The sequence below is a fragment of the Anaerobacterium chartisolvens genome (genome assembly GCF_003337415.1).
In the GTDB taxonomy this organism is placed as follows: Bacteria; Bacillota; Clostridia; order Acetivibrionales; family DSM-27016; genus Anaerobacterium; species Anaerobacterium chartisolvens.
In genome coordinates this window covers 1-22,368 of sequence record NZ_QPJT01000019.1, presented here as the reverse complement: position 1 = coordinate 22,368, position 22,368 = coordinate 1, and the positions used below count along the sequence as shown (strand labels likewise).

The window sequence follows — 22,368 nt, the reverse complement described above, 5'->3', positions numbered from 1 at the left end:
CTGTACAACCTCATTTCACCTCGAACTTGTATCCCACGCCCCACACAGTCTTGAGCTGCCATTTATGCTGATCCGTCTCTATTTTCTCTCTGAGCCTTTTTACATGTACGTCCACCGTCCTTGAATCCCCGTAGAAATCAAAATCCCATACATGCTCTAAAAGCTGCTCTCTGGTAAATACCTTGTTTGGATTTGAGGCAAGGAAAAATAAAAGCTCCAGCTCCTTAGGCGGCAGCTCAACGTTTTTTCCGGCAACCTTTACGGTATAATTTGACTTGTTGACAACAAGGTTTGGATATACTATTTCCTGTATATCCATCTCCTTATGCTCATACCTTCTCAAAACAGCCTTAACCCTCGCCACCAGCTCCTTAGGATCAAAAGGCTTTACCATATAGTCGTCTGCGCCCAGCTCAAGCCCTAAAACCTTGTCAAAGGTCTCTCCCTTTGCTGTCAGCATTATTATAGGTATTCCGCTTATTTTCCTGATTTCCCTGCAAACTTGCCATCCGTCTATTCCCGGAAGCATGATATCCAAAATTACTATATCGGGAGTATATTCCTTAAAAACCTCCAACGCCTTGAGCCCGTTATATGCCGACATAACCCCATACCCTTCCTTTTCAAGGTACAGGCGTATAAGCTCACAAATATTTACATCATCGTCAATTACCAGCGCCTTGTGCTTGGTGTTCATATATAAACCACCTCTTCACTTATATTGTGAAACTGTATCATCAATTATAACACTTATAAATTATTACAACAATTCTATAAATGTAAACAATCTTTAAACAAAGAAGCCGCCAGACTCTATGCCTGACAGCCCCTCCCCTTTGTCAATTAACCATTTCATTCCTCAATGTAATGCTGTTCAATACAAAATTACTTAGCTTTATTTCATCCTGTATTTTCTTCTGATCCGATTTTATTTCATTAATTCCTTCAAGTATCTGCTTTTGACCATCCATCAATATCTTAAGCATATCCCTTATCTCATTGAGAGTTTCATCGGCCTTCCCACTCATTTTATCCCCCCCAAGCTATAAAACAATTCAGCACCATATGTTTTGAGCCTTCCTTTACAGTAAGCTCTTACCGTACGGTAAGCGGTGCCGGGTCAAGTCTTTTCACTCTATTCTATCACATTTTGCTTTTTTTTCACTATAATTATTAAAAAATAATTTTATATTTTGATGTATTTTGGGTGTTAAGCGTCTATTGCATTTCTCAGCACTTCTACAAAATCCCCCACATTTTTCACTGCATCGCTTGGGCTGCTGCTCTCCTCAACCTTTTTTACTATTGCACTGCCCACGATTAAACCGTCACAATACCCCTTGAGAGCCTGCACCTGCTCGGGTGTCGATATTCCAAAGCCTATGGCCTTGGGTATTTCAGAGGCGTTATTTATATATTTGAAGAACTCCTCAAAATCAGTTTTAAACTCGCTCCTCACTCCCGTAACCCCCAGAGAGGAAACACAATATAAAAAGCCCCTTGCCTTTTTAGATATTTTATCCGCTCTTTCTTTAGAAGTGGGCGCCACAAGGGTAATGATGCTTATGTCAAAGCCCTCCGCAACACCGTCTATCTCTGCCTGCTCCTCATAAGGCAGGTCAGGTATAATAACACCATCAACTCCCGACTCCCTGCAATCCGAAAAAAACCTCTCCGGCCCATACTGCAATATACAGTTAAAGTAAAGCAAATACACAAGCGGCACCGAAACCCGCTCCCTTATTTTACGCACCGTATCCATTATGTCCTTTATCCTTATGTTGTTTTTCAGCGCACGGCAATTTGCTTTTTGAATTACAGGGCCCTCGGCAACGGGATCGGAATACGGAACTCCAAGCTCGACTATGTCCGCGCCTCTCCTCTCCATCTCCTCCACCAGCTCCACCGTTGTACCAAGGTCAGGGTCTCCGGCGGTAATAAATGTTATCAATGCTTTTTTATTTTTGCTTTTCAGCTCCTTGAACTTTTCTTCTATCCGATTCATATAAAACCTCCAAAATGACATTAATTAGCCTTCAGCTTCAATATTCTCTCCCAGATATCTGGCAATGGAATACACATCCTTGTCTCCCCTGCCCGACAGGTTTATAACTATTATTTTGTCTCTTCCAATGTGAGGAGCGATTTTAATAGCATGAGCTACGGCATGTGAGCTTTCAATTGCAGGAATTATTCCCTCAACCCGTGTTAAATATTTGAAGGCCCGTACAGCCTCCTCGTCCGTTACGGGAACATAGCTTGCCCGCCCTGTTTTATAAAGATATGCGTGCTCGGGACCTATTCCAGGATAGTCAAGGCCTGCGGAGATTGAGTACACGGGATTAATCTGTCCGTCACTGTCCTGAAGAAAGTATGATTTCATTCCGTGCAGCACTCCCACGCTTCCTTTAGTAAGCGTTGCGGCGTTTCTAGGCGTATCGGCACCCTCTCCGGCGGCCTCCACACCTATCAATTGCACATTCTCATTCTGTATGAACGGGTAAAACAGCCCCATTGCATTGCTGCCTCCCCCAACACATGCAAGCAGTATATCAGGATACCTGTCTTCCTTTTCCATTATCTGCTCCTTCACCTCATCACCTATTATTCTCTGAAAGTCGCGGACTATTGTTGGGTATGGATGCGGCCCCATAACAGAGCCAAACACATAGAAGGTGCTGTCTACCGACAAAGCCCACTCTCTCATTGCCTCACTGCAGGCGTCCTTCAAGGTGGCCGTTCCCGACAGCACAGGCCTGACCTCGGCACCCAAAAGCCTCATCCTGAAAACATTCAGCGCCTGCCTTTCCATGTCCTCCTTTCCCATGAACACCTCACACTCAAGATCAAACAACGCCGCGGCAGTCGCTGTCGCCACGCCGTGCTGGCCTGCGCCCGTTTCAGCTATTACCCTCTTTTTGCCCATCTTTTTTGCCAGAAGCACCTGTCCCAGCACATTGTTTATTTTATGTGAGCCGGTGTGGTTCAAATCCTCTCTTTTTAAGTAAATCTTGGCCCCGCCTAAATCTTTGGTCATTTTTTCAGCAAAATAAAGAAGAGACGGTCTGCCTGCATATTCCTTAAAGTAGAAATCCAGCTCTTTTTTAAAGTCGGGATCCTTGCTGTACCTTTCATATTTTTCTTCCAGCTCAATTAAAGCATTCATCAGGGTTTCCGGCACATATTGCCCTCCAAATTCCCCAAATCTGCCCTTTCTGTTCAACTCCATACCCGTTACCTCCAAAATCTATAATTATTTCAAGTATATATGTAGCGATAAAGATTTTACATGGAGGATATAACTTGATAGAAGAAATTTTTTTAACCCGTAAGGAATACATCTAAGAAAAGTGCCTGATGACAGACCCGGGAGACGTTTCCCCACAAGGCATCTTTTCGTTGCTATTAAAAATTTCTGTAAGCAATTATATCCTCTATGTTTGTAAAATCTTTATCGCATCCTATATAGCAATCTTGCTAATAGCTGCTGCTTCTTACCGAATAGATAAACCTTTTTATTTTATCCTCATCCTTGCCGCCGTCAGTCTCCACTCCGCTGCTTATATCAACGGCAAATGGATTTACAACGGATATTGCATTTTGTACATTGGATTCTGTCAATCCTCCGGCAAGAACTATATCGCCATATTTTTTAGCCTCGGCAGCCAGCCCCCAATCGAAGGTCTTTCCGGCGCCTCCATAGCTCCCTTCTGCAAATGAATCCAGCACAAAGGCATCGGCGTCATAGAGCGGCATTTGCTTTAAGCAGTCGGCTCCTTTTACTCTTATAGCCTTCCATACCGCTATATTTCTATTCTCGCAGCCGAGGCATTTAAGCCTTTGCCTCAGTTCCTTAAAATATACAGGCGGCTCATCCCCATGAATCTGAATAACATCAAGTCCGCATTGTATAGCGGCTTGGGCCACCTCATCGGTGCTCTGATTTACAAAAATACCCGCTCTCTTTATTTTATTGTCAAGCATTAGAGACAATATGCGGGCACGGCTTACATCAACCCGCCTTTTGCTGGCAGCGAAAACAAAGCCCACATAGTCGGGTAAATGCCTGTTGGCATATTCAATATCCTGCTCTCTCTTAAGACCGCATATTTTTATCCTTGTCATACTCATACCACTCTTAATTCATTTATTTTTTCACTTATGGAATCAGCTCTCATGAACGTCTCGCCTATCAGCACCGCGTCAACCCCAAGCTCTTTTAAATATCTCATATCCTCTCTCGTCCTGATTCCGCTTTCACTTACAACAGCTCGGTCATGGGGGATATAGTTCATAAGGCTTTCGGTGGTTTTCAAGTCCACCTCAAAGGTCTTTAAGTTTCTGTTGTTAATTCCTATTATAGATGCCCCCGACTCAATAGCTCTTTCAAGCTCCTCCCTGTCATGAACCTCTACAAGACACTGCATACCCAGAATTCCCGCCACAACCTGAAACTTTTTAAGCCGTTCGTCATCTAAAACAGCGGCAATGAGAAGAATTGCGTCGGCACCAAGGCACCGTGCCTGATATACCTGCCACAGGTCTATTATAAAATCCTTCCTGAGAAGAGGCGTAGGGATTGTCTGCCTTATTCTTACAAGGTAGTCGTCATCCCCCATAAAAAAATTTTTTTCGGTAAGCACCGATATTGCCTGAACGCCTGATGAGCAATACTCCTTAGCAATTTCGACAGGTTCAAAGCTCTCCTTTATAATTCCCTTTGAAGGCGAGGCCTTTTTGACCTCTGCTATTATGGATATTTGCCCTTCTTTTTTAATAGCTCCAAAAAAATCACGGACGGCGTGCATCCCCGGCCTTTTCAATCTTTGCTTCCAGCCCTCTATTGTCAATTGCTTCATCTCGGCTTCAAGCTGAATCTTCTTATTATCAATAATTTTGTCTAAAATCATGTTACCACTCTCCCAGTCACACTTTTGCATCTTCCTGCGTATTTTTTAAGCCCATCTCTGCCGTAAGCCTTTTTAGCTCCTCCAGCTTATCCATTGCTCTTCCTGAATCTATAATCTGTTTTGAAAGCTCTATTCCCTCCTCAAGCGTATCCGAAGCCTTCCCCACATACAAGGCAGCAGATGCATTGAGCAGTACTATATCCCTCTTAGGGCCTTTGTCTCCTTTAAAAATCGAGCTTATGATCTCCGCATTTATCTGCGCGTTTCCGCCCAGAATTTCCTCCTTGGAGGCTATGTGAAATCCAAAGCTTTCGGGGCTTATGGTATAGCTTATCACAGCTCCGTCCTTCAGCTCTGAGATCCTTGTGTCGGCTGTTATGCTTATTTCATCCAGACCATCATCTCCATGTATAACCATAGCCCTCTCAATACCCAGATTCATAAGAACATTTGCAATAGGCTCGGTAAGTCTTGAATCGAACACTCCCAGCACTTGTCCTTTTGCATTTGCGGGGTTAGTCAGGGGGCCCAGTATATTGAATATGGTTCTTATTCCAAGCTCCCTTCTCGGTCCTGCCGCATACTTCATGGATTTATGAAAGGAGGGTGCAAACATAAAGCCTATTCCCGCTCTTTCCACACATTCCGCCACCTGAGGCGCGGTTAAAGAAATATTTACTCCTAAGGCCTCCAGTACATCGGCGCTGCCGCTCATGCTTGAAACAGACCTGTTTCCATGCTTTGCAACAGGCACGCCTCCCGCAGCGGCAACAAAAGCAGCAGCGGTAGAAATATTAAATGTATTGGAGCCGTCCCCCCCGGTTCCGCAGGTATCTATAAAGTATTCCTTTCTGGGAGCGATCCTCTCAGCCTTATCCCTCATCACTCTGGCACAGCCTGTAATCTCCTCAATTGTCTCTCCCTTTATCCTAAGCGCCGTTATAAATCCCCCTATTTGTGCCTGAGTGGCATTCCCCTCCATGATGCCGTTCATTGCATCCATGGCCTCCTGCTCAGAAAGATTTTTACCTTCAACCAGCTTTTGGATAGCACTCTTTAACATAAATACAACTCCCCTCTTAGATTATTCCTCTCTTAAAGCGTATCGAGTATTTCCCGCCTCCTTAAAGGGCCTTAAGCATTGCCTCCGCGCTATTGAGCGTCTCTTCATATTTTCCGGCGGGGTCGGAATCAAAGGATATCTCCGCTCCGACCTGCACATACGCCTTTTTATCCTTAAACACTATCGTGCTTATATCAGCACAGCTATCAAGGCTGCCGTTAAAGCCCAAATAGCCTATAGCCCCCCTATACTCTCCTGTCTTAACACCCTCCTCAAGCTCATCTATTATTTCCATAAGGTTTTCCTTTTTTCCCGCGCCTGCCGCAGAGCAGGGCTCAACATCGCCGTTCTCAACTCTTACCAGCATTTTGTGGGAGGAGCCCGCAAGACTGTAGTCCTTAAATTTAAGATAATACATATAGGGAGACGGGCTGATGCTTCTCAAAGCCCTGTAAACCTCCAAAGGCTCCCTCCCTGTCTCGGCACACAGCCTCTGTGAGATAACAGCACTGGAGGCAGCACCGTTTATGATATTCTGCCTTGCTCTCATAACATTTTGGCAGAAGCTCTCCCTTGTAATGTTTGAGGAGTACTCAAAGGGAGCGGGAACGGAACCCGGCGTGAAGCTATCCGTGACTTTCCATCTTGTCGTAAGTATTTCCTTATAAATAGCCTTAATTCTATCTATCGAGCTATTGTAGCCTCTTTCAACATTTCCATTGACATGAAGATTTACAATAATATGAATTTTCTGTTTTAAGTGATCAAAAACCAGCACCTCATCGGTAAACATGAAATGCGTTTCGGCAAACTCAGGATCATTCCCCAAGAAGCCCACCGCACCCCCATTAAACCTAGGAAGCCCGGGTATGTCGGCACCCTTATAGCAAGACATCAATTCCTTGATTATTTTCATAGCATTGGCTGATTTTGGGGTAATATTTCCCTGCCCGTCCTCTATAACAGTAGCACCCTGAGAGCCTTTAACGATAAGAAAGGGAGTTCTCCCTATAAAAGAATACCTTGCCCATTTTTCCCCGCCCTCCACACTTTCGAGCAGAAAACAGAAGCTGCTGTCCTCAAATCTCTTAAACAGGCTTATGGGAGTTTCCATATCTGCATACACTTCCATTGCCACAGGAATAACATTGTACTTTTCAGCCAGAATTTTTACATTCTCCAAATCGGGATAAAACATTTTAAGAGCCTCCTTTCTTTTGATGTGCCCAAGGAAAGAAGACATGAGAATCGCCCGTCAAAGCAGGCATACACCCTTTTATACAAGCAATAAGTTCAAAAGGGCTCTAAAGAGAATTTAAGCTATCGCAGAATTAAAAAAACCAGGTCAAAGGAACCCGGCATATAAACAGCCTCGTCTCTTCTCATCTCTTCAAAACCAAATCCTCGGCAAAGAAAATGCAGCTAAAAGCATTTTCTATCTCTCTTCTAATCTAAACAAACTATATTATTTAAAAAAATTATAGCACTTACAAATCAATAATGCAATACCTTATTTTGAGAGCAGACACATAGGTCTGCCCTACATTGATAACACCATCTTATTCTCATTGACGCAAAAATATTGGGGACATTCCTCTGTACCCGTTTTTTTAACTTTAAATCTTAGGTCCGTCACTACGTGTCAAAAGCTTTTTATGCGTCACATCCATAAGGACTGCTCCAAGTGGTGCGGTAATTAAAATAGATAATACCGCTACCGTTAATACAATATCCCCGCAAGCAAGTCCCATTGCAAGGGGAATACCGCCGATTGCCGCCTGTACGGTTGCTTTGGGCATATACGCAATTGCAGAAAAAAGACGTTCTTTTTTGTTTAGCTTTGTTTTTATGAGGCACACAAGCACACCCATCATACGGAAAATCAAAACGCAGAATATAAGGGCACTCGCAAATAATCCGGCATTAAGGGCATAGCTGATGTTTACCATAGCGCCTACAAGAACAAATAACAGAACCTCCGCGCCCACCCAAAGCTTGGAGAACTTTTGGGACAGCCGTTTGGACACGTCATGTTTTCTTTGCTGAATGGCAGTGCCCAGTGCCATGACTGCAAGCAATCCCGAAAACCCTACGGCTCCTTTTAAGCTATGCTCTAATGTAATAAGCAGAAAAGATATGGCGAGCATAATAATCACCTTTCCACTGTCACGAATATGCACCTTAGAAAAGAAAAGGGATAAAAGCAAACCGATTATCGCGCCTCCGGCGAGCCCTAAAAGGATTGAAGTGGGAATGGTTAAAAAGCTCACAAGATCAATGGTGCCGCCTTGCGCCAAGCCTGTAAATGCGGTAAACAGAACAATGACAAAAACATCGTCAACAGAAGCGCCCGCCATAATCATCTGGGGAATACTTTTTTCTTTGCCATAGCCGCTTTCCATCAGCTTCAGCATTCTTGGTATAATAACGGCGGGGGAAACCGCTGCAATTACAGTTCCTAAAATAGCCGCTTCCAAATAGGTGATACCCAGCAATATGGGTGCAAATATGAGCATACCGATGATTTCAAAGCAAGCGGGAATAAAACACATGAGAATTGCCGAACACCCAACTTTTTTTAAATCCTTTATATCGAGATTCAATCCCGCGCGGGTTAAGATGATAATAAGAGCAATCTGCCGCAAATCAGGGGATATTGCCAATATTGAATCATCCAGTAAATTCAGCGCATATGGCCCGAGGATCACTCCTGTCAGCAGCATTCCCAACAGGCCGGGCAGCTTAAATTTTTCAAATATTTTTCCGAGCGTCATTCCGCACAGAAAAACAAGGGCAAGTGATAAAAGCATTTCTCTCTCCATTCTTCGCAGAGCATTAAAAAAGCCAATGCGTCTGCGATAAAAAATCACAGAAGTCATCAGCTTAATAAGCGGTTTAGGGTAAAACCCAAGGGAGAACCTCATTCCCTGCTATTGCTTATCAGAGTATCACAGCTTGATAATATTGTCAAGACAGTAAGCAGCGGTTATTTTTAGCCTGCCTCCTGATAAATCAATATTTCAAGAAGCGAGGACAACAAATTGCCTTTGGTTATCAGCTCAAATCTCGGGCCGCATTCCTCCCGGTAGATGCGCAGTGCCTGCAAAACCGCTACTTTGTTATGCCTCTCCGGCTGCACCTTAACGGCATACTCCGCGCCGTTAATTGCCATGCTCACGGTATAGCTCGCCTCCAATGGATCGGCATGGGCTTTCATAACCAGAGAATTATGCAGGCCTTCAAACTGTTTTTCTTTTAACTGCCGTATAATCATAATACGCCACCTTTCATTTTTTTATGATGTCCGACATTGCTTGAAAGGACTCGCGGCGCATGGTATAATATTTACGCTGCACTTGCCTTAGGGCATTTGTCGGTGGTGGAAGTGGCGTGTTTCTTTGACGAGTGTGCGCCGCTTCCTTCATTTTTTCTTGAGGTCGTCATGCATCTTGTTAATCCCTTGCCGTACCACTTCGGCTTTTGATACTTCCATTTCTTCTTTACATTCTTCCAGTTTTTTAGAAGTATCATTATCGAGGCGGATTTTCAATACAATGTCTTTGGGATTATCAGTTGGACGGCCTAATTTGTTTTCGCCCATTCTTCACCTCCCCTTTTTGTGGGCCGTTAATAACAGTATATGTCGGCGGCCCACAAAAGTCAAGCAAAAGATGGGGACATTTAAAATAACAGCAATACCACAGTGGCGGAAAGCCTCTGGGGGCGGAACACCACAGGGGGTGTTCCCTACGAATTGTGGGACTAGCTGGGGACGCTCCTGCTTTTTCCACAGTTTTCTGGCTCTGCCTGCTCCGTGCACAGCAAAAAGGAAGCCGACCTTCAGCCTTGCCTTAAACCTATCCTATCTTAAATTAATGGATTGAAAACGCTTCAATAAACAGGTGCGTCCCCACCTCTCTAAAGTGGAGAAATTACTTTTTCTACATCAAAAGATAAAGCTATTGAACCGCTCATTTTTATTAGTATGCTTTTTACTAGCCGAATAGATTGCCAACTTTGATAGCCACTTTCTCTGTCAGTTACGTTATATAATAATTCATATAAAGCTTTTAGTTGTGTTACACTTATTCCCTCAATCAAAATTTTATCGAGAGCATTAATGGCACTAGAAATAGCTTGTTCTGTATAAACAATTGGACGTCTTATGTTTTTCTCTTGTTACTGACATTCATCATCTAAGGAAGAACCAAACTTTTCTTTGGAAAGAAGCAGCACCATCTCAGTAAGGCAAAAACATTGTGCCGATTGCCGGAGCGAGCTTGTCCAGTGCGGAAATAATATGCGCCATAGCATACTATGGCGCATGTCATTTTCATCACCTACTTTTTGGTGGAGAGTTGCACTCCTTCGCGCCAAACGGCGTTAATGGATAGTGTGTCAGATATGTCAGTCAGCGGATCTCCATCGACCAGTAATAGGTCTGCACGAGCGCCGGGGATAATCCGTCCACGGTCGGCAAGGTCAAACCTATCGGCAGGGACGGACGTAGCCGCACGCAATGCCTCGGTGGGTGTAAGCCCTGCGGCAACCAACAGTTGCAATTCGTGATGTAAGCTTGCACCATGAGCCAGTCCGCCAAGGATTGGGATAGGTTCAGACACATCACTGCCCGCCAGAATATCCACACCGGCATTATGTAGCGTCATGACGGTGGCGTAGGCGTCTTCAAGCTTTCCTTCGGGGTAAACATTCATACTGCGAGACAGCGCTTCGAGCCACTCCTCGCTGAGTCTTGAGCTTACTCGTTCGTCATCGGCAAGCCATTTTGCATTATTGCCAAAAGCAGTAGACAATGTTACCAGCGTGGGGATAACGAATATGTCTTTGGCGGCAATGTCATCAACAAGCTCCTTGTCAGGTTTGTTGTCAAAGAACAAATGTCCCAGTCCGTCAACTCCGATAGCAACGGCGCGTTTAGTTCCCTCAATGCTTGTCACATGGGCGATTGCCATTTTATCAAGGCGGTGACCCTCGTCAACGGCCGCTTGAAGCGTTTCGTCATCAAGTGTTGGAAGTCCGGGATAACCGATATTATCACCGTCCTCAATAAAAACTTTGATGTAGTCAGCCCCATTTTTAACCTGTTTATCTACGAATTTGACCGCTTCATCAGGGGAACTGACAGCTGGAAATTTGAAAAACCAACGTATAAGAAAATTACTGCTGTCTTTCATATATTGTGTCGGGTGTCCATCCTTTGCCGTAACGCCCATTCCGGGAGAACGCAGGTCGGCAACATCACTTGTGTCGGCTACTTCTTTACGCTTTTTTACCGACCATTCCCCTTGCATTTCAAGCTCCGTGGTTACGCCAAATTTCAGCGCATCACGCAGACCGTTCATGTCGGTATGCGTATGAGAATCTATAAGTCCGGGCATCAGCATACCACCGTTTGCATCAATTATGATTGCCTCGTCCGATATATCGCCGCCTACAGCTTGAATGATTCCGTCTTTAATAACCACGGTCGTATCGGTGATAAGGTTCTCCCCGTCGAAAATTTTAGCATTAGTTATTGCGGTAAGCGGTTTTTCCGCAACCGCTGGTTTGGCAGAGCAACCACCCAAAACACCAATAACAAGAACCACCGCAACTGCGATTGACATCGTTTTTTCGAAATTCATAATCATTTTCCTCCTATTTAATATCTTGTTTTTTGAACAATATACTTCCGATAATAGTTCCCCCAAGCAAATAACACAGCCCTACTATAATACCCTGAAGCACCGCTCCGCTTTCGGGGGCAAGCGAGGCAAGCGCAGTAATATTTCCTGAAATCCAATAATTTGACAGCGTTACATTATCTCCGATGACGTAGTTGACTGCCATTAGTAGTGTAGGGAATAATGAAACCGCACAGATATTGACGGCGATAGATGCTACTATGCTGCGCAGCCACATGGAAACAAAAACAAATATTGATGAATATGCGAGCAGTAATAACCCTTCGCCAAGTAACATAGCAGCCAAATTGGAAAAGGTTGCGACACCATACGGGTCAAAACCCCAAAGAATCGTACCTGTGATACACGAAAACGCAAAATTGACAACATACATCGTCAAAACTGCCATGCCGCAAACCACAATCTTTGAAAGATAAATTTGAACACGATTAACGCCTTTGGATACATAGTTCTTCATAGTACCGTTGTAAAATTCGCCGGACACAAATAACGAAACAAAGACCCCAAAAAGGGTTGGCAGGAAGGTCAAGCCAAGTGTTTGCTCAAGCAGCGACACAGCGCTGATACTATCCGCAATTGCCGCAACATCTTCGGTGCCTCTGGCAACGACACCCATCTGTATGGCAAGAGCTAAAAATACTGCAATCGCGGCGCACACAAACAGACAAATGTAAAATGGCTTGGAATTTTTGAGTTTGTAAAGTTCTGATCTGATAATATTCGTCATTATTTTTTCCCTCTCATCAAATCCATAAAATAACCTTCAAGGTCTTGTTCGCCGGGGACAAGAGCCGACACGGCGAGTCCGTTTGAAACAAGCATTTTCCCGATATTGGCAGCTTCGTCAAGGTGATCATATAGAACAATCGCTCCATCCGCCGTCACATCGAAGTTTGCACTGACCGTAGTTGTTAATAGGTGTTCCGCTTTGTAGACGTCATCTACAACGATTTTTAAGTTGCGGTGGCACCTGCGCTCCAGTTCCTTAGACGAAAATTCATCAATGAGATTGCCTTTGTGGATAACACCGTAACAGGTTGCCATTCTGGAAAGCTCGTCTAAAATATGACTGGATATTATGATTGTCAGTTTTTTCTCCTTGTTTAGCTTCAAAAGCAAGTCGCGCACCTCCTTGATACCCATAGGATCAAGACCGTTCATCGGCTCGTCTAAAATAAGAAAATCGAGATTTCCAATCATAGCGACGGCAATCATCAACCGTTGCTTCATGCCAAGGGAAAAATCCTTGGTTTTCTTTTTGCCCGCGTTACCAAGCCCCACTAAGTCAAGCAACTCCGGCACAATGCCCTTGTCGGAAATGCCCATTAGTATGCGATACACCTCCAAATTCTGTCTTGCTGTCATGGCCGGATAGATTGCGGGATTCTCAATGGTGCAACCGATACGTTTGCGTTGCTCTTCCAAGTCGTCACTCTCGAAAAGCCGAATCGTTCCTCCCGTAGGTTCGGCAAGCCCGCTCAACATCCTCATAAATGTTGTTTTCCCCGCCCCATTTTCACCAATAAATCCGTAAATATCCCCACGGCGAATATTGATATTCACACGGTTCACAACATTTTTGCCAGAGAACACTTTACACAGGTCTTTTGTTTGCACAACAAAGTCCATTCTCATTACCCCCTGCATTTAATTTCTAATTGCTTTGTATAGGTTATATGATAAACCGCAACTCTAAAGAATCGTGGTAAAAGATATTAACAATCGAAGTGAAAGATATTAACAATTTCTAAACGAATAAAAAAGCCGATACAGTTTTTACTGCACCAGCTTTTACATATAAGGTATCTTTTTTATTTATTAAATCTATATCCCGCGCCCCAAACAGTATCAATATACTTAGGGTTACTGCTGTTCTGCTCAATTTTTTCACGTATGCGGTTGATATGCACGGTTACGGTTATGCTGTCACCAACATAATCATACCCCCAAATCCGTTCAAAAAGAGTTTCCTTTGAAAAAACGATATTAGGGTTTACAGCAAGAAACAACAGAAGCTCAAATTCTCTGTTTGCGAATTTCACTTCATTTCCCTTTACATAGACTCTGTACGCTTGTGGCAGAATACGCAGATCACCCACAACAATTGCATCATCAGTTTTCCTATCTGGGACTTCTTCTTGCTTGTTTCCATTAGTCAATCGTTCATATCGAGCAATGTGGGCTTTTACACGCGCCACAAGCTCGGCGGGTTCAAACGGCTTTGTTATATAATCATCCGCACCGAATCCAAGCCCTCTTATTTTATTAACTGATTCTATTTTTGCCGTAACCATTAAAATAGGTAGATCAAAGGCATCACGGATTTCTTTACAAAGCTGAAAACCATTTTTACCCGGCAGCATCACATCAAGAAGAAGCAAATCGTATTGTTTTGCCTTTATCATTTCAAGCGCCGTGTTGCCGTCTGCGGCAATGTCAGATTCAATATCGTTTATCTCCAAGTAATCCTTTTCGATTGCCGCTATCTCTGCATCATCTTCAACGATTAAAACACGCTTCATTGTGAGTCCTCCTTTTCTACCGGCAATTCAATAATGATTGCCAACCCGTTATAACTCTCAGCGTATATACTTCCTCCATGAGCAATAACGATATTTTTTGCAATGGCAAGCCCAAGCCCGCTGCCGTCGTTAGAATTTTTTCTTGATTCGTCCCCACGATAAAAACTATCAAACAAACGTGAGAGTTGCTTAGTTGACACGCCTAACCCATCGTCTTGTATCCGAATGTTTATCTTGTCATCTTGTGGGGTCAAAGTAACCGTAATATGGACTTGCTTGCTTGGATTATATTTGATGCTGTTATCTATTATGTTTGTAATCGTCCGTGTCATCTGCTCTGTATCAAGAAGCACTTTCTGATGGGAACAAGTGTTTTCCAGAGTAAGGATAGCGTTATTTTTTTTCAAATCGTATTCGAGTGAATCAAGCAAGGTGGCGATATATTTCTGTATGAAAATGGAATCAAAATTAAAAGGCATATTACCAGTTTCCAGTTTTGAAAATAAAAACAAGCGGTTAAGCAAGCCCTCCATATCGCAAGATTTACGATAAATGACATCTAAATATTCCTTTTGCTTTTCCGGCGTTTTGGCAACTTCATCCTGTAAGCCTTTTACATAGCTCTTAATGGATGTAAGTGGAGTTCGCAAGTCATGCGAAATCCCCACAAGCATTTCTTTCCTATTTTGCTCATATACCTCGTTCTTCTTTATATTCGCTTTAAGCTGACGCTGCATTTCATTGAAAGAGCCGCAGACTTTTTCTAATTCTTCGATGCCTCCGTAAGGAATATCTTCATCAAGATTACCTTCCCTAATACGCTCAGCTCCATCGCAAAGATTGTCCAATGGAAGTATGATTTTTTTTACTATCTTATTAGCAAGAAACAGGCTAATCACCACAACAATAAAAACAACCACCGCAATAATCAGCATAAGGAACACAATAATTGTTGAAGCTGAAGTTACTCCGATTGCTTCAAACGGCATAGTTTTATTTGAGCCTACAGCGATAAACACAATGGGGGCAGCATTCGTTTCGACACGATGCCATAAAAGATTAAAATCAAATGTACGGTCCCAAAAAGTTTGGTTGGAAGCCTGTAAGCGTTCTGAAACAATATATTGTGAAATATACGATTGTTCCCTGTGATTCATATTAGTAAACAGAACTTCGCCTTCTTGTTCTACCCACAGGCGAAACCCTTTGTCGGCTATTTTATCCATTAAATCGTTTTGCGCTGCCTGATTACCAACTAATAAATTCATATCTGAATCGTCTATAATTGTTTGAATTTCGAGCAGCGATTCGTCAACAAGGCTAATCCCACTAAAGTCTGAAAAAAGGGTAGCTCGGAGTATTCCGCCAAAAATCAAACTGGCTGCAATAAAAGCAATTAACGGGGCAACCACCATTACCAGATTAGAATAAAACAGCCGCTTTTTTATCGTCACAAGCACACCTCCTCGTATAAACAAGTATATTTTATAAGTCTAAACAAGTCGATGGCAAAAGATAAACATTTCATAAACAGAAAAGATTTATTTTGCGTTACTTATCTTCATATCCATTGAGTGCCGCCAGCTCTTTCACCGCAGAAGTTACATCTATCTCGTCCAAATCTAAATCGATCTCATTCCTATCATTCGGTTTTTGTTGGGACAAAAGAACTACACACTTCACGTGCCTCGAAATATCTGTATACCTTGATAGAAAACACATTGAGAATAATCAAAAAAACCTTGATGATATGGCTTAAACTATTTCTTTTTCTTCTTTCGCTTTTTCATCCTATGCTTTGAAGACTTTTTTCTTTTAGACTTTTTATCAGCTAAAGATGATTTATTAAATCTGATAGAATTTTCAATTTCCTGACCATAAGGATCCTTAGTTAAAATTTGATCTATTATTGCAAAAGGATAATCATCTTCAAAAACATCAAATGCTTTAGGAAAAGCCTCAATACAACCCATATAAGGTGACGTTGTTATTGGATTCTCTAAATAATGTATAAACTCATTTGCAGTTGGTTCTGTATTTTTCCATAATCTCTTTGAATTTAGTACCTTTTTATCATTAAGACTCATCACTTTTACTTCCGGATTAATAAAAAATTTTAAAAGAGTAGACTCGTCGACCACCCTTATATTTTCTCCGTAAACCAGCGTTGTGAAATCAAAAATATTAGTACCAACTAATTTAATTATTTTATCATCAGCAAAAGGTTTTTCGGGTAATTCGATGTTCGCCAACTCTTTTATCTTCTTCCAATCTGTTTTTATTATATGACTCCTTCTTTCAATCTGATCAATACATTCCATAATAGTTTTTTTACATTCCATATGCTTTTTATCACTATAAGGTACAGTCATTGCTTTGAATTCCCATAGTAATAAATGATTATCAAACGTGCCAATAAAATCAAATTCAATATTTCTTCCATCTGATGCTAAAAATTCAATTTTACTTGTGTTGACTTTTATTCCACTAAAATGAGACAAAATAAATTTGATGCGATTCTCGAAATCCTTTCCAATACGGGCGATATTTACTTCAAAATTACTAAGAAGCATTTCAATTATTCTTTCTAGATTTATCTGTTGCATTAGAATCGGACAGAATACTATATTATCTGAATTCACTAATATTAAAGGTCTAGAAAAGATATCACTCTCGCCTTTAATTCCTGACTCGAAAGTAAAACACTTAATTAGCTTTAAAGAATACTCTTTAGCGAAACCGTAATAATTGGTTAAGACTTCAATAAAATAGTCAATAGGAACAATTGGACATAAGTATTTATACCAGGCGTTATCTTCTTGATCAAAATCTTTGTAAATTGCTCGTTTATAACATTTCGCTAAAACATGCAATAATTCAAATACTCTAAAGATGTCTTCAATCCTGAATCCTTCTATCGCTAGCTCTAAGTAGTATGAATGCATATTAAATTTGTATGCATTTATCATTGTCTGATAGCTTTCTGCCGCAATAAGATAATCTTCTTTACTCATCAAAAACAGCGTTTTGATATCATCTTTATTGATTTCACCAGAAATTTTAGAAATTATCCTGCTACTCTCATGTACCATTTCTGTATCTTTTGTCTTAAATAGATTTAGCATTAAAGAGTATTGTCTTCTATTGCTTGCAATAATATGTTCCTTGTATTCTTCCTCAACCTTAGGCATAAATATATACACATCTTGTGCATTGTCGTTCTTTATTACTACATTCCATTGTGAATACTTAAATTTTTCCCATGTTCTTATTAGAAGATTTCTTTGAATTGACAACTTCGTTATTAACTCCAATGAAGGGATTCTAATATGTGTTATATCTCCATGTTCCGGTATTGTTTTATTTTTATAATCCTTATTTTTCTTAAAATACAAATATCGAATTAAAATATCATAAGCCTCTAATATCCCCTCAAAATTATCTTCATATGAAATTAACATATTTAGATTTGTATTGGTACACTTGTTTGAAATAGCTGATTCCATTCCAGTAAAAAAACCTTGTTTCTTTATTTCTTTTTTTCTTAATTCAGCTACTAATCTATCTTGATCTTGAAGGAAAATAAATAGCATCCTTATCTGTTCTGACAAAGAAAACTTCATAAAGTCACAATTATTAAGTTTCTCAGTATTTCTTAGATTATTATGATTAAAGAAGTTTAAAGCTAAGTATAATTGTTTCAATTCAATCAATAATTCTTTTGGATACTCTTTTGAAATTGCTAACTTAAAAGCTCTATTAATAATTAATATAGAAAATTCATGGATTTCTTGACTATACTTGAAACCCAAGGGATCCGGAAAACATTCACTTAGCAAGACAGCTTTTCTAAAACTATTCTTATGTTTATCATAAATAACAAGTAACAATTCACTGCATTTTATTGGTTTTCTTTCTATGTAAAATTCTTTAAATAACTCAATTGAATCTTTTTCCTCATCAAATTCAAAATCTAGTGTTTTTAATTCATCGTATTCATACTGAGTAATCTCACCTTTTTTAAGCTTCTCATCTAATAATTTTGTTGTTTCTTCTATTAATTTCATAAACTCTTCATGTTTATCTTTCCAATTATCCACTATTTCAAGCTCCCTTTAATTTAAAAATGATTCTACAAGTTGGAATATACGATTCGCATTTTAAACTCAACTTACAGATATAAATCAGGTATATCCTCATAAATTTTTTTCAAAATCAAGCACATGTTTATTTGAAATATTTTCACATATGGTTATTTTATACTATTATTTAACATACTTCAATTCTCCTCAATAATATAAAAAAACAGCCGACTAAATTGCACTCCTGCAAATAGTCGGCAAAATAATTTATCTCTATCTTTTATACTAATATCTCTTTCAACTCAATCCCACTCCTGAATATAAACGTAGCCTCCACCAGCGAATGTATGATCACCTTATCAACCAGCCTCCTAAATAAAGCCCCATCAAACTTTGTAAGTGGTGTGTCTGTTGAACTCAGATATTTCTTCATCTCATCAATTCTTTTTTGTCTCATCATCTCCGATAACTCCGCTTCCTCTATTGCTGACTTCCGCTCCCGGATTTGCTCCATTTCCTTAGATACTCGTATATACTCGGCTTCATATGCTGACGTGCCGGTGCCTGCTCTTGCATTTAACCTCACAAGGCCCATCATCTCTTGCCCCAGTGCTTCTAGCCTCTCATTCAATTCTTCAATAGTAAACTCCTGCTCAACAGTGGACATTGGGGACGCTCCTGCTTTTTCCACTATTTTCTGGCTCTCCTGCTCCGTGCACAGCGAAAAGGAAGCAGACCTTCAGCCTGCCTTAAACCTATCCTATTTAAATTAATGGATTGAAAACGCTTCAATAAACAGGTGCGTCCCCACCTCCGTCTTAGCGCCGCCAGCTTATATGATTAAGGCCTGATGTAATCGCTTTTTTTCTGCACGCTTTCTTACAGGCACCACAATGGTTACAGTCCATATGATGAGGCGTCTTATCAGGTTCTAAATTCATTTTGCATACTTGAGCGCACATACCGCAATGGCTGCATTTCTGCTTGTCTATGTTATATCGATAGATCGGAACAATATTCCCCAGAGAGAGAATAGTCTCTACAGGACATAGATATTTGCAGAATGGACGATAATTTACTATACAGATAAATATGAAAATAACAACTCCCACAATGACTTTCCAATCGAATCCAGTATTCCGGATCGGTTCTTTGATTGGAATACCAATCAATAGAAGAACTATAGATACTAATAAACCGATAACTAAAATGGCATATTTAATTCGGCGCAACATCATATGCAGTTTGAATGTTTTGACTTTTCGGGGAAACGGTATTTTGTAAAGAAATCTTTGTATATGTCCAAACGGGCATATTTTACCGCAAAAACTTTTGCCGCTTACGGCACCCAAAACGATAAGTACACATATTAAAACAATTCTAGATGTCACATGGATTGCCCCGCATTCTTGTGAAAATAGTTTCCTAATACTATCTTTTAGGAATTGATATTATCATAACACAATAAGGTTTCCTTGTAAACCATATTTCAAAAACTATTTACATCTATGCTTAATTGATATATGATTTATATAGTTTCTCAGGAAATTATTCGCGAGGTGTTTATCATGTCAGATACTGACTTAAAAAAGGAAGTTAATATAATTATAAATAAGCTGATTAGCCTGATTGATTATTTCGGCGATTATTCCCGAAATCATGAGAAATACTTAAAAGAACTCTTAATATCTGAATATAAAATTCTTCTGACCAAAGGACTGACACTTTCTGAGATTCACGTCATTGATTGTATTGGAAAAAATCGGTTGCCGAATGCCAAATTTGTTGCTAAAGAATTAAATCTGACCAAGGGCGCTATATCAAAGATAAATGCAAAATTATTTGATAAAGGGTTTATTAAAGGAAACCGCTTTGAAGATAATAAAAAGGAGATTTATTTCACACTGACAATTCAGGGAAAAGAGATTTTTGAAGCTCATAAAAAAGTTCATGATATTGAAAATAAAAAAATAAAAACAATTCTTGATCAATATAAAAAAGATGAATTACAAATAATCAATAATTTTTTAGATGACTTGTTATATAAACTTTAAAAGGGAAACTATAACCGTCTCCATATACCTTCAAGTAGACAAAAAAGATGCCGTAACCCTCTGGTATCCCCTTGGCGGATGCCTATATTTCGGATGAAGTCGCCTGGATAGGCCTTTTTATTCGATTTGGTGCCTGCTTTTGCATTACAATTCAAGTTAATAGTAAAAATTTTATCAGCAAATTAGTTTAACGTGATACAAGGTGCTTGGTGTATGGTTCTAGCAAAAACATAAGCTGCTCAGTAATTTCCTGAACATTGCAGGGCATAGAATTATTGATCCACCATTCCAATACACCTATAAACCCAGAAGCCAAAAAATGAGTAGTTACACCATTTGAAAATGCGTGGTTTTCTGACTTTATACCGATAACCTCGGTTACTGTTTGCGCAATGATGGCATATAAGCGGTTGCTGAAAATTCCAAAGCCCTCCTTGCTAAGAAGCAACTTGTATATTGTAAAATTTTTCTCCAAATATTCAAATATGCTTTGAAATGCGCTTGCGTTTAGAGTCGTATCAGCAGTATCGGCACAGTGATTCAGCAGCAGCTCGACATACGTTTCTATGCACTTGTCAAGCAAGTCGAATTTATCCACGTAATGCAGGTAAACAGTCCCTCGGTTTATGTTGGCGCGTTCGGCAATGTCATTGATGGTTATTTTCTCAAAGCCTTTCTCAGCCAAAAGGCCGATGAAGGTATTCATAATCAGCTGCCTTGTTTTTTGTATTCGTCTATCCATAAAGTATCCTCCAGATATTCAACAAATTAGCGCAATGTGTTGAGTTATCAACAGTTGGAACAATTGTAACTATTGAAATTCTCACCACAAATCAGTATGCTCAGAATATCAAACATGTGTTGAAAAGTCAACACGCGATCATTATGGAGGAAGCTTTATGAAAATACTTTTCTTTGGGCGCGGTGTCATTGGAACGCAATATGCCTGGGCGTTTGAAAATGCAGGCCATACGGTTGAGTTTTATGTTCGTGAAGGCAGGAAGGCACAATACGGCTCCTATGTAAACTTGGAACTATGGGATGCAAGGCGAAGCAAAAAAGAACGGATAGTCAAAGAAAATTGGCCTATTGTTATGCAGGAAGAGATAAAGGAAAATCACGACTATGACCTTATTTTTATGAGCGTCAACCCCGAGCAGGTATCAAGCGCGGTAAAGTACCTTGCGCCACGAGTTGGTAATGCGACGGTTCTTTTTTTCAATAACTTTTGGCGAGACCCTCGATCAGCTGTTCAGCCGATTCTGCTCAGCCAAATTGTTTTTGGCTTCCCAGGTGCCGGCGGCGGGTTTGAAGGAAACACGCTTTACGGCGGGCTTTACAAGACGGTTCGGTTTGGAACATTTGAACCCGAGCCAACCAAAAGAGATTTAGAGGTCCGCAAGCTTTTTGCTCAGGCAGGCTTCAAGATAATGATTCAAAAGGATGTTCAAAGCTGGTTATGGAATCACTTCGCGTTCAACGCTGCTATGGAAGTCGAAGTATTAAAAAGCGGCAGTTTTGAAAAAGTAATTTCTTCACCCGAAGCACTTGCTGGATTAGGTCGTAATATGAAAGAAATGCTCCTTGTTTTGAAAGCAAAAGGCTCAAAGCCTGATGTTATGATAAAAGTGGTGAGTAGCCTGCCACCGAGCGCTGTTGGATATCTATTGAGTAATGTTATCTTTTCACCTAAAAGCATGCCCTATGCGCTTGTGGCGCATAACCACTATAAAGTTGGCTATGCCGTACAGGAAGTTATTACAGATGCCAGAAAGTACGCAATAAAGGCATCACGGCTTTACGAAGTAGAAAGCCTAATTACAGAACAGTGAGCAGATCCAAGAAAAAAGGACAAGAGAGTGTAAAATAGTTTGTGCTTTTACCAAAACCATTTTATCAAATAGTATAATAGAATGGAAAGGTGGAAAAGCGCATGAGTTTAATGGATAGGAAGCAGTTACGTGAGTTCATCAAGGAGAACAACATCAAGTCGGCAACTGACATTCAGAATACCTTAAAGGAAATGTTTAAG

At 40.7% G+C, this 22,368-nt stretch carries 23 protein-coding genes and 1 riboswitch; of the genes, 2 read left to right on the top strand and 21 right to left on the bottom strand.

Annotation, left to right across the window (positions count from 1 at the left end; translation table 11 throughout):
• Nucleotides 1-10 precede the first annotated feature (10 nt).
• From DFR58_RS15250 to DFR58_RS22620, 20 genes are all read right to left on the bottom strand, one after another.
• Nucleotides 11-697, bottom strand: coding sequence for a response regulator transcription factor (locus DFR58_RS15250; RefSeq protein ID WP_114298719.1), 687 nt, complete (start codon nucleotides 695-697; stop codon nucleotides 11-13).
• A gap of 142 nt (nucleotides 698-839) precedes the next feature.
• Nucleotides 840-1,028, bottom strand: a complete 189-nt coding sequence (locus DFR58_RS15245) for a hypothetical protein (RefSeq protein ID WP_114298718.1) — start codon at nucleotides 1,026-1,028, stop codon at nucleotides 840-842.
• Nucleotides 1,029-1,210: 182 nt separating this feature from the next.
• Nucleotides 1,211-2,005: a tryptophan synthase subunit alpha gene (trpA, locus tag DFR58_RS15240; protein ID WP_114298717.1), complete on the bottom strand. Its 795-nt coding sequence runs from the start codon at nucleotides 2,003-2,005 to the stop codon at nucleotides 1,211-1,213.
• A 24-nt stretch (nucleotides 2,006-2,029) separates the two neighbouring features.
• A complete protein-coding gene (gene trpB / locus DFR58_RS15235) occupies nucleotides 2,030-3,229 on the bottom strand; it encodes a tryptophan synthase subunit beta (RefSeq protein ID WP_114298716.1) in 1,200 nt (399 codons plus the stop codon).
• A gap of 248 nt (nucleotides 3,230-3,477) precedes the next feature.
• Complete coding sequence (locus tag DFR58_RS15230) at nucleotides 3,478-4,125, bottom strand: phosphoribosylanthranilate isomerase (RefSeq protein ID WP_114298715.1); 648 nt, start codon at nucleotides 4,123-4,125, stop codon at nucleotides 3,478-3,480.
• Nucleotides 4,126-4,127: 2 nt separating this feature from the next.
• Nucleotides 4,128-4,910, bottom strand: a complete 783-nt coding sequence (trpC, locus tag DFR58_RS15225; RefSeq protein WP_114298714.1) for an indole-3-glycerol phosphate synthase TrpC — start codon at nucleotides 4,908-4,910, stop codon at nucleotides 4,128-4,130.
• 16 nt (nucleotides 4,911-4,926) lie between these two features.
• Nucleotides 4,927-5,973: an anthranilate phosphoribosyltransferase gene (trpD, locus tag DFR58_RS15220; protein ID WP_114298713.1), complete on the bottom strand. Its 1,047-nt coding sequence runs from the start codon at nucleotides 5,971-5,973 to the stop codon at nucleotides 4,927-4,929.
• Nucleotides 5,974-6,034: 61 nt separating this feature from the next.
• A complete protein-coding gene (locus DFR58_RS15215; protein WP_114298712.1) occupies nucleotides 6,035-7,171 on the bottom strand; it encodes a chorismate-binding protein in 1,137 nt (378 codons plus the stop codon).
• 418 nt (nucleotides 7,172-7,589) lie between these two features.
• A complete protein-coding gene (locus DFR58_RS15210) occupies nucleotides 7,590-8,783 on the bottom strand; it encodes a cation:proton antiporter (protein ID WP_114298769.1) in 1,194 nt (397 codons plus the stop codon).
• A gap of 52 nt (nucleotides 8,784-8,835) precedes the next feature.
• Nucleotides 8,836-8,910: riboswitch (Fluoride riboswitch) on the bottom strand.
• A 55-nt stretch (nucleotides 8,911-8,965) separates the two neighbouring features.
• Nucleotides 8,966-9,247 (bottom strand): hypothetical protein, encoded by a 282-nt coding sequence (locus tag DFR58_RS15205; RefSeq protein WP_114298711.1) that lies wholly within the window; start codon nucleotides 9,245-9,247, stop codon nucleotides 8,966-8,968.
• Between the two features lie 147 nt (nucleotides 9,248-9,394).
• Nucleotides 9,395-9,574 (bottom strand): ribbon-helix-helix domain-containing protein, encoded by a 180-nt coding sequence (locus DFR58_RS15200; protein ID WP_114298710.1) that lies wholly within the window; start codon nucleotides 9,572-9,574, stop codon nucleotides 9,395-9,397.
• Nucleotides 9,575-9,891: 317 nt separating this feature from the next.
• Nucleotides 9,892-10,074 (bottom strand): hypothetical protein, encoded by a 183-nt coding sequence (locus DFR58_RS22220; RefSeq protein WP_207659249.1) that lies wholly within the window; start codon nucleotides 10,072-10,074, stop codon nucleotides 9,892-9,894.
• Nucleotides 10,075-10,313: 239 nt separating this feature from the next.
• On the bottom strand, nucleotides 10,314-11,618 hold the full coding sequence (locus tag DFR58_RS15195) for an amidohydrolase family protein (RefSeq protein WP_242987663.1): 1,305 nt from the start codon (nucleotides 11,616-11,618) through the stop codon (nucleotides 10,314-10,316).
• Nucleotides 11,619-11,631: 13 nt separating this feature from the next.
• Nucleotides 11,632-12,405, bottom strand: coding sequence for an ABC transporter permease (locus tag DFR58_RS15190; RefSeq protein WP_114298708.1), 774 nt, complete (start codon nucleotides 12,403-12,405; stop codon nucleotides 11,632-11,634).
• The gene (locus tag DFR58_RS15185) at nucleotides 12,405-13,307 is read right to left on the bottom strand and encodes an ATP-binding cassette domain-containing protein (RefSeq protein ID WP_114298707.1); all 903 of its coding nucleotides are present in this window, start codon (nucleotides 13,305-13,307) and stop codon (nucleotides 12,405-12,407) included. The genes DFR58_RS15190 and DFR58_RS15185 overlap by 1 nt, the downstream gene beginning before the upstream one ends.
• A gap of 182 nt (nucleotides 13,308-13,489) precedes the next feature.
• Entirely contained in the window at nucleotides 13,490-14,200 is a 711-nt protein-coding gene (locus tag DFR58_RS15180) for a response regulator transcription factor (RefSeq protein ID WP_114298706.1), read from the bottom strand.
• Nucleotides 14,197-15,654, bottom strand: coding sequence for a sensor histidine kinase (locus DFR58_RS15175; RefSeq protein WP_114298705.1), 1,458 nt, complete (start codon nucleotides 15,652-15,654; stop codon nucleotides 14,197-14,199). The genes DFR58_RS15180 and DFR58_RS15175 overlap by 4 nt, the downstream gene beginning before the upstream one ends.
• Nucleotides 15,655-15,960: 306 nt before the next feature.
• Nucleotides 15,961-18,300 carry a hypothetical protein gene (locus tag DFR58_RS15170; protein WP_114298704.1) on the bottom strand — a complete coding sequence of 780 codons (2,340 nt, stop codon included), beginning with the start codon at nucleotides 18,298-18,300 and terminating at the stop codon, nucleotides 15,961-15,963.
• Nucleotides 18,301-18,562: 262 nt separating this feature from the next.
• Nucleotides 18,563-18,949: a hypothetical protein gene (locus DFR58_RS15165; protein ID WP_114298703.1), complete on the bottom strand. Its 387-nt coding sequence runs from the start codon at nucleotides 18,947-18,949 to the stop codon at nucleotides 18,563-18,565.
• Between the two features lie 151 nt (nucleotides 18,950-19,100).
• A complete protein-coding gene (locus DFR58_RS22620; RefSeq protein ID WP_114298702.1) occupies nucleotides 19,101-19,673 on the bottom strand; it encodes a 4Fe-4S binding protein in 573 nt (190 codons plus the stop codon).
• A 177-nt stretch (nucleotides 19,674-19,850) separates the two neighbouring features.
• On the opposite strand from DFR58_RS22620, the gene DFR58_RS15155 reads away from it, so the two are divergent.
• Nucleotides 19,851-20,336, top strand: coding sequence for a transcriptional regulator (locus tag DFR58_RS15155; RefSeq protein ID WP_114298701.1), 486 nt, complete (start codon nucleotides 19,851-19,853; stop codon nucleotides 20,334-20,336).
• A gap of 187 nt (nucleotides 20,337-20,523) precedes the next feature.
• On the opposite strand, the gene DFR58_RS15150 is transcribed toward DFR58_RS15155, so the two are convergent.
• Nucleotides 20,524-21,078 carry a TetR/AcrR family transcriptional regulator gene (locus DFR58_RS15150; protein ID WP_114298700.1) on the bottom strand — a complete coding sequence of 185 codons (555 nt, stop codon included), beginning with the start codon at nucleotides 21,076-21,078 and terminating at the stop codon, nucleotides 20,524-20,526.
• Between the two features lie 157 nt (nucleotides 21,079-21,235).
• On the opposite strand from DFR58_RS15150, the gene DFR58_RS15145 reads away from it, so the two are divergent.
• The gene (locus DFR58_RS15145) at nucleotides 21,236-22,168 is read left to right on the top strand and encodes a ketopantoate reductase family protein (RefSeq protein WP_114298699.1); all 933 of its coding nucleotides are present in this window, start codon (nucleotides 21,236-21,238) and stop codon (nucleotides 22,166-22,168) included.
• Nucleotides 22,169-22,368 lie beyond the last annotated feature (200 nt).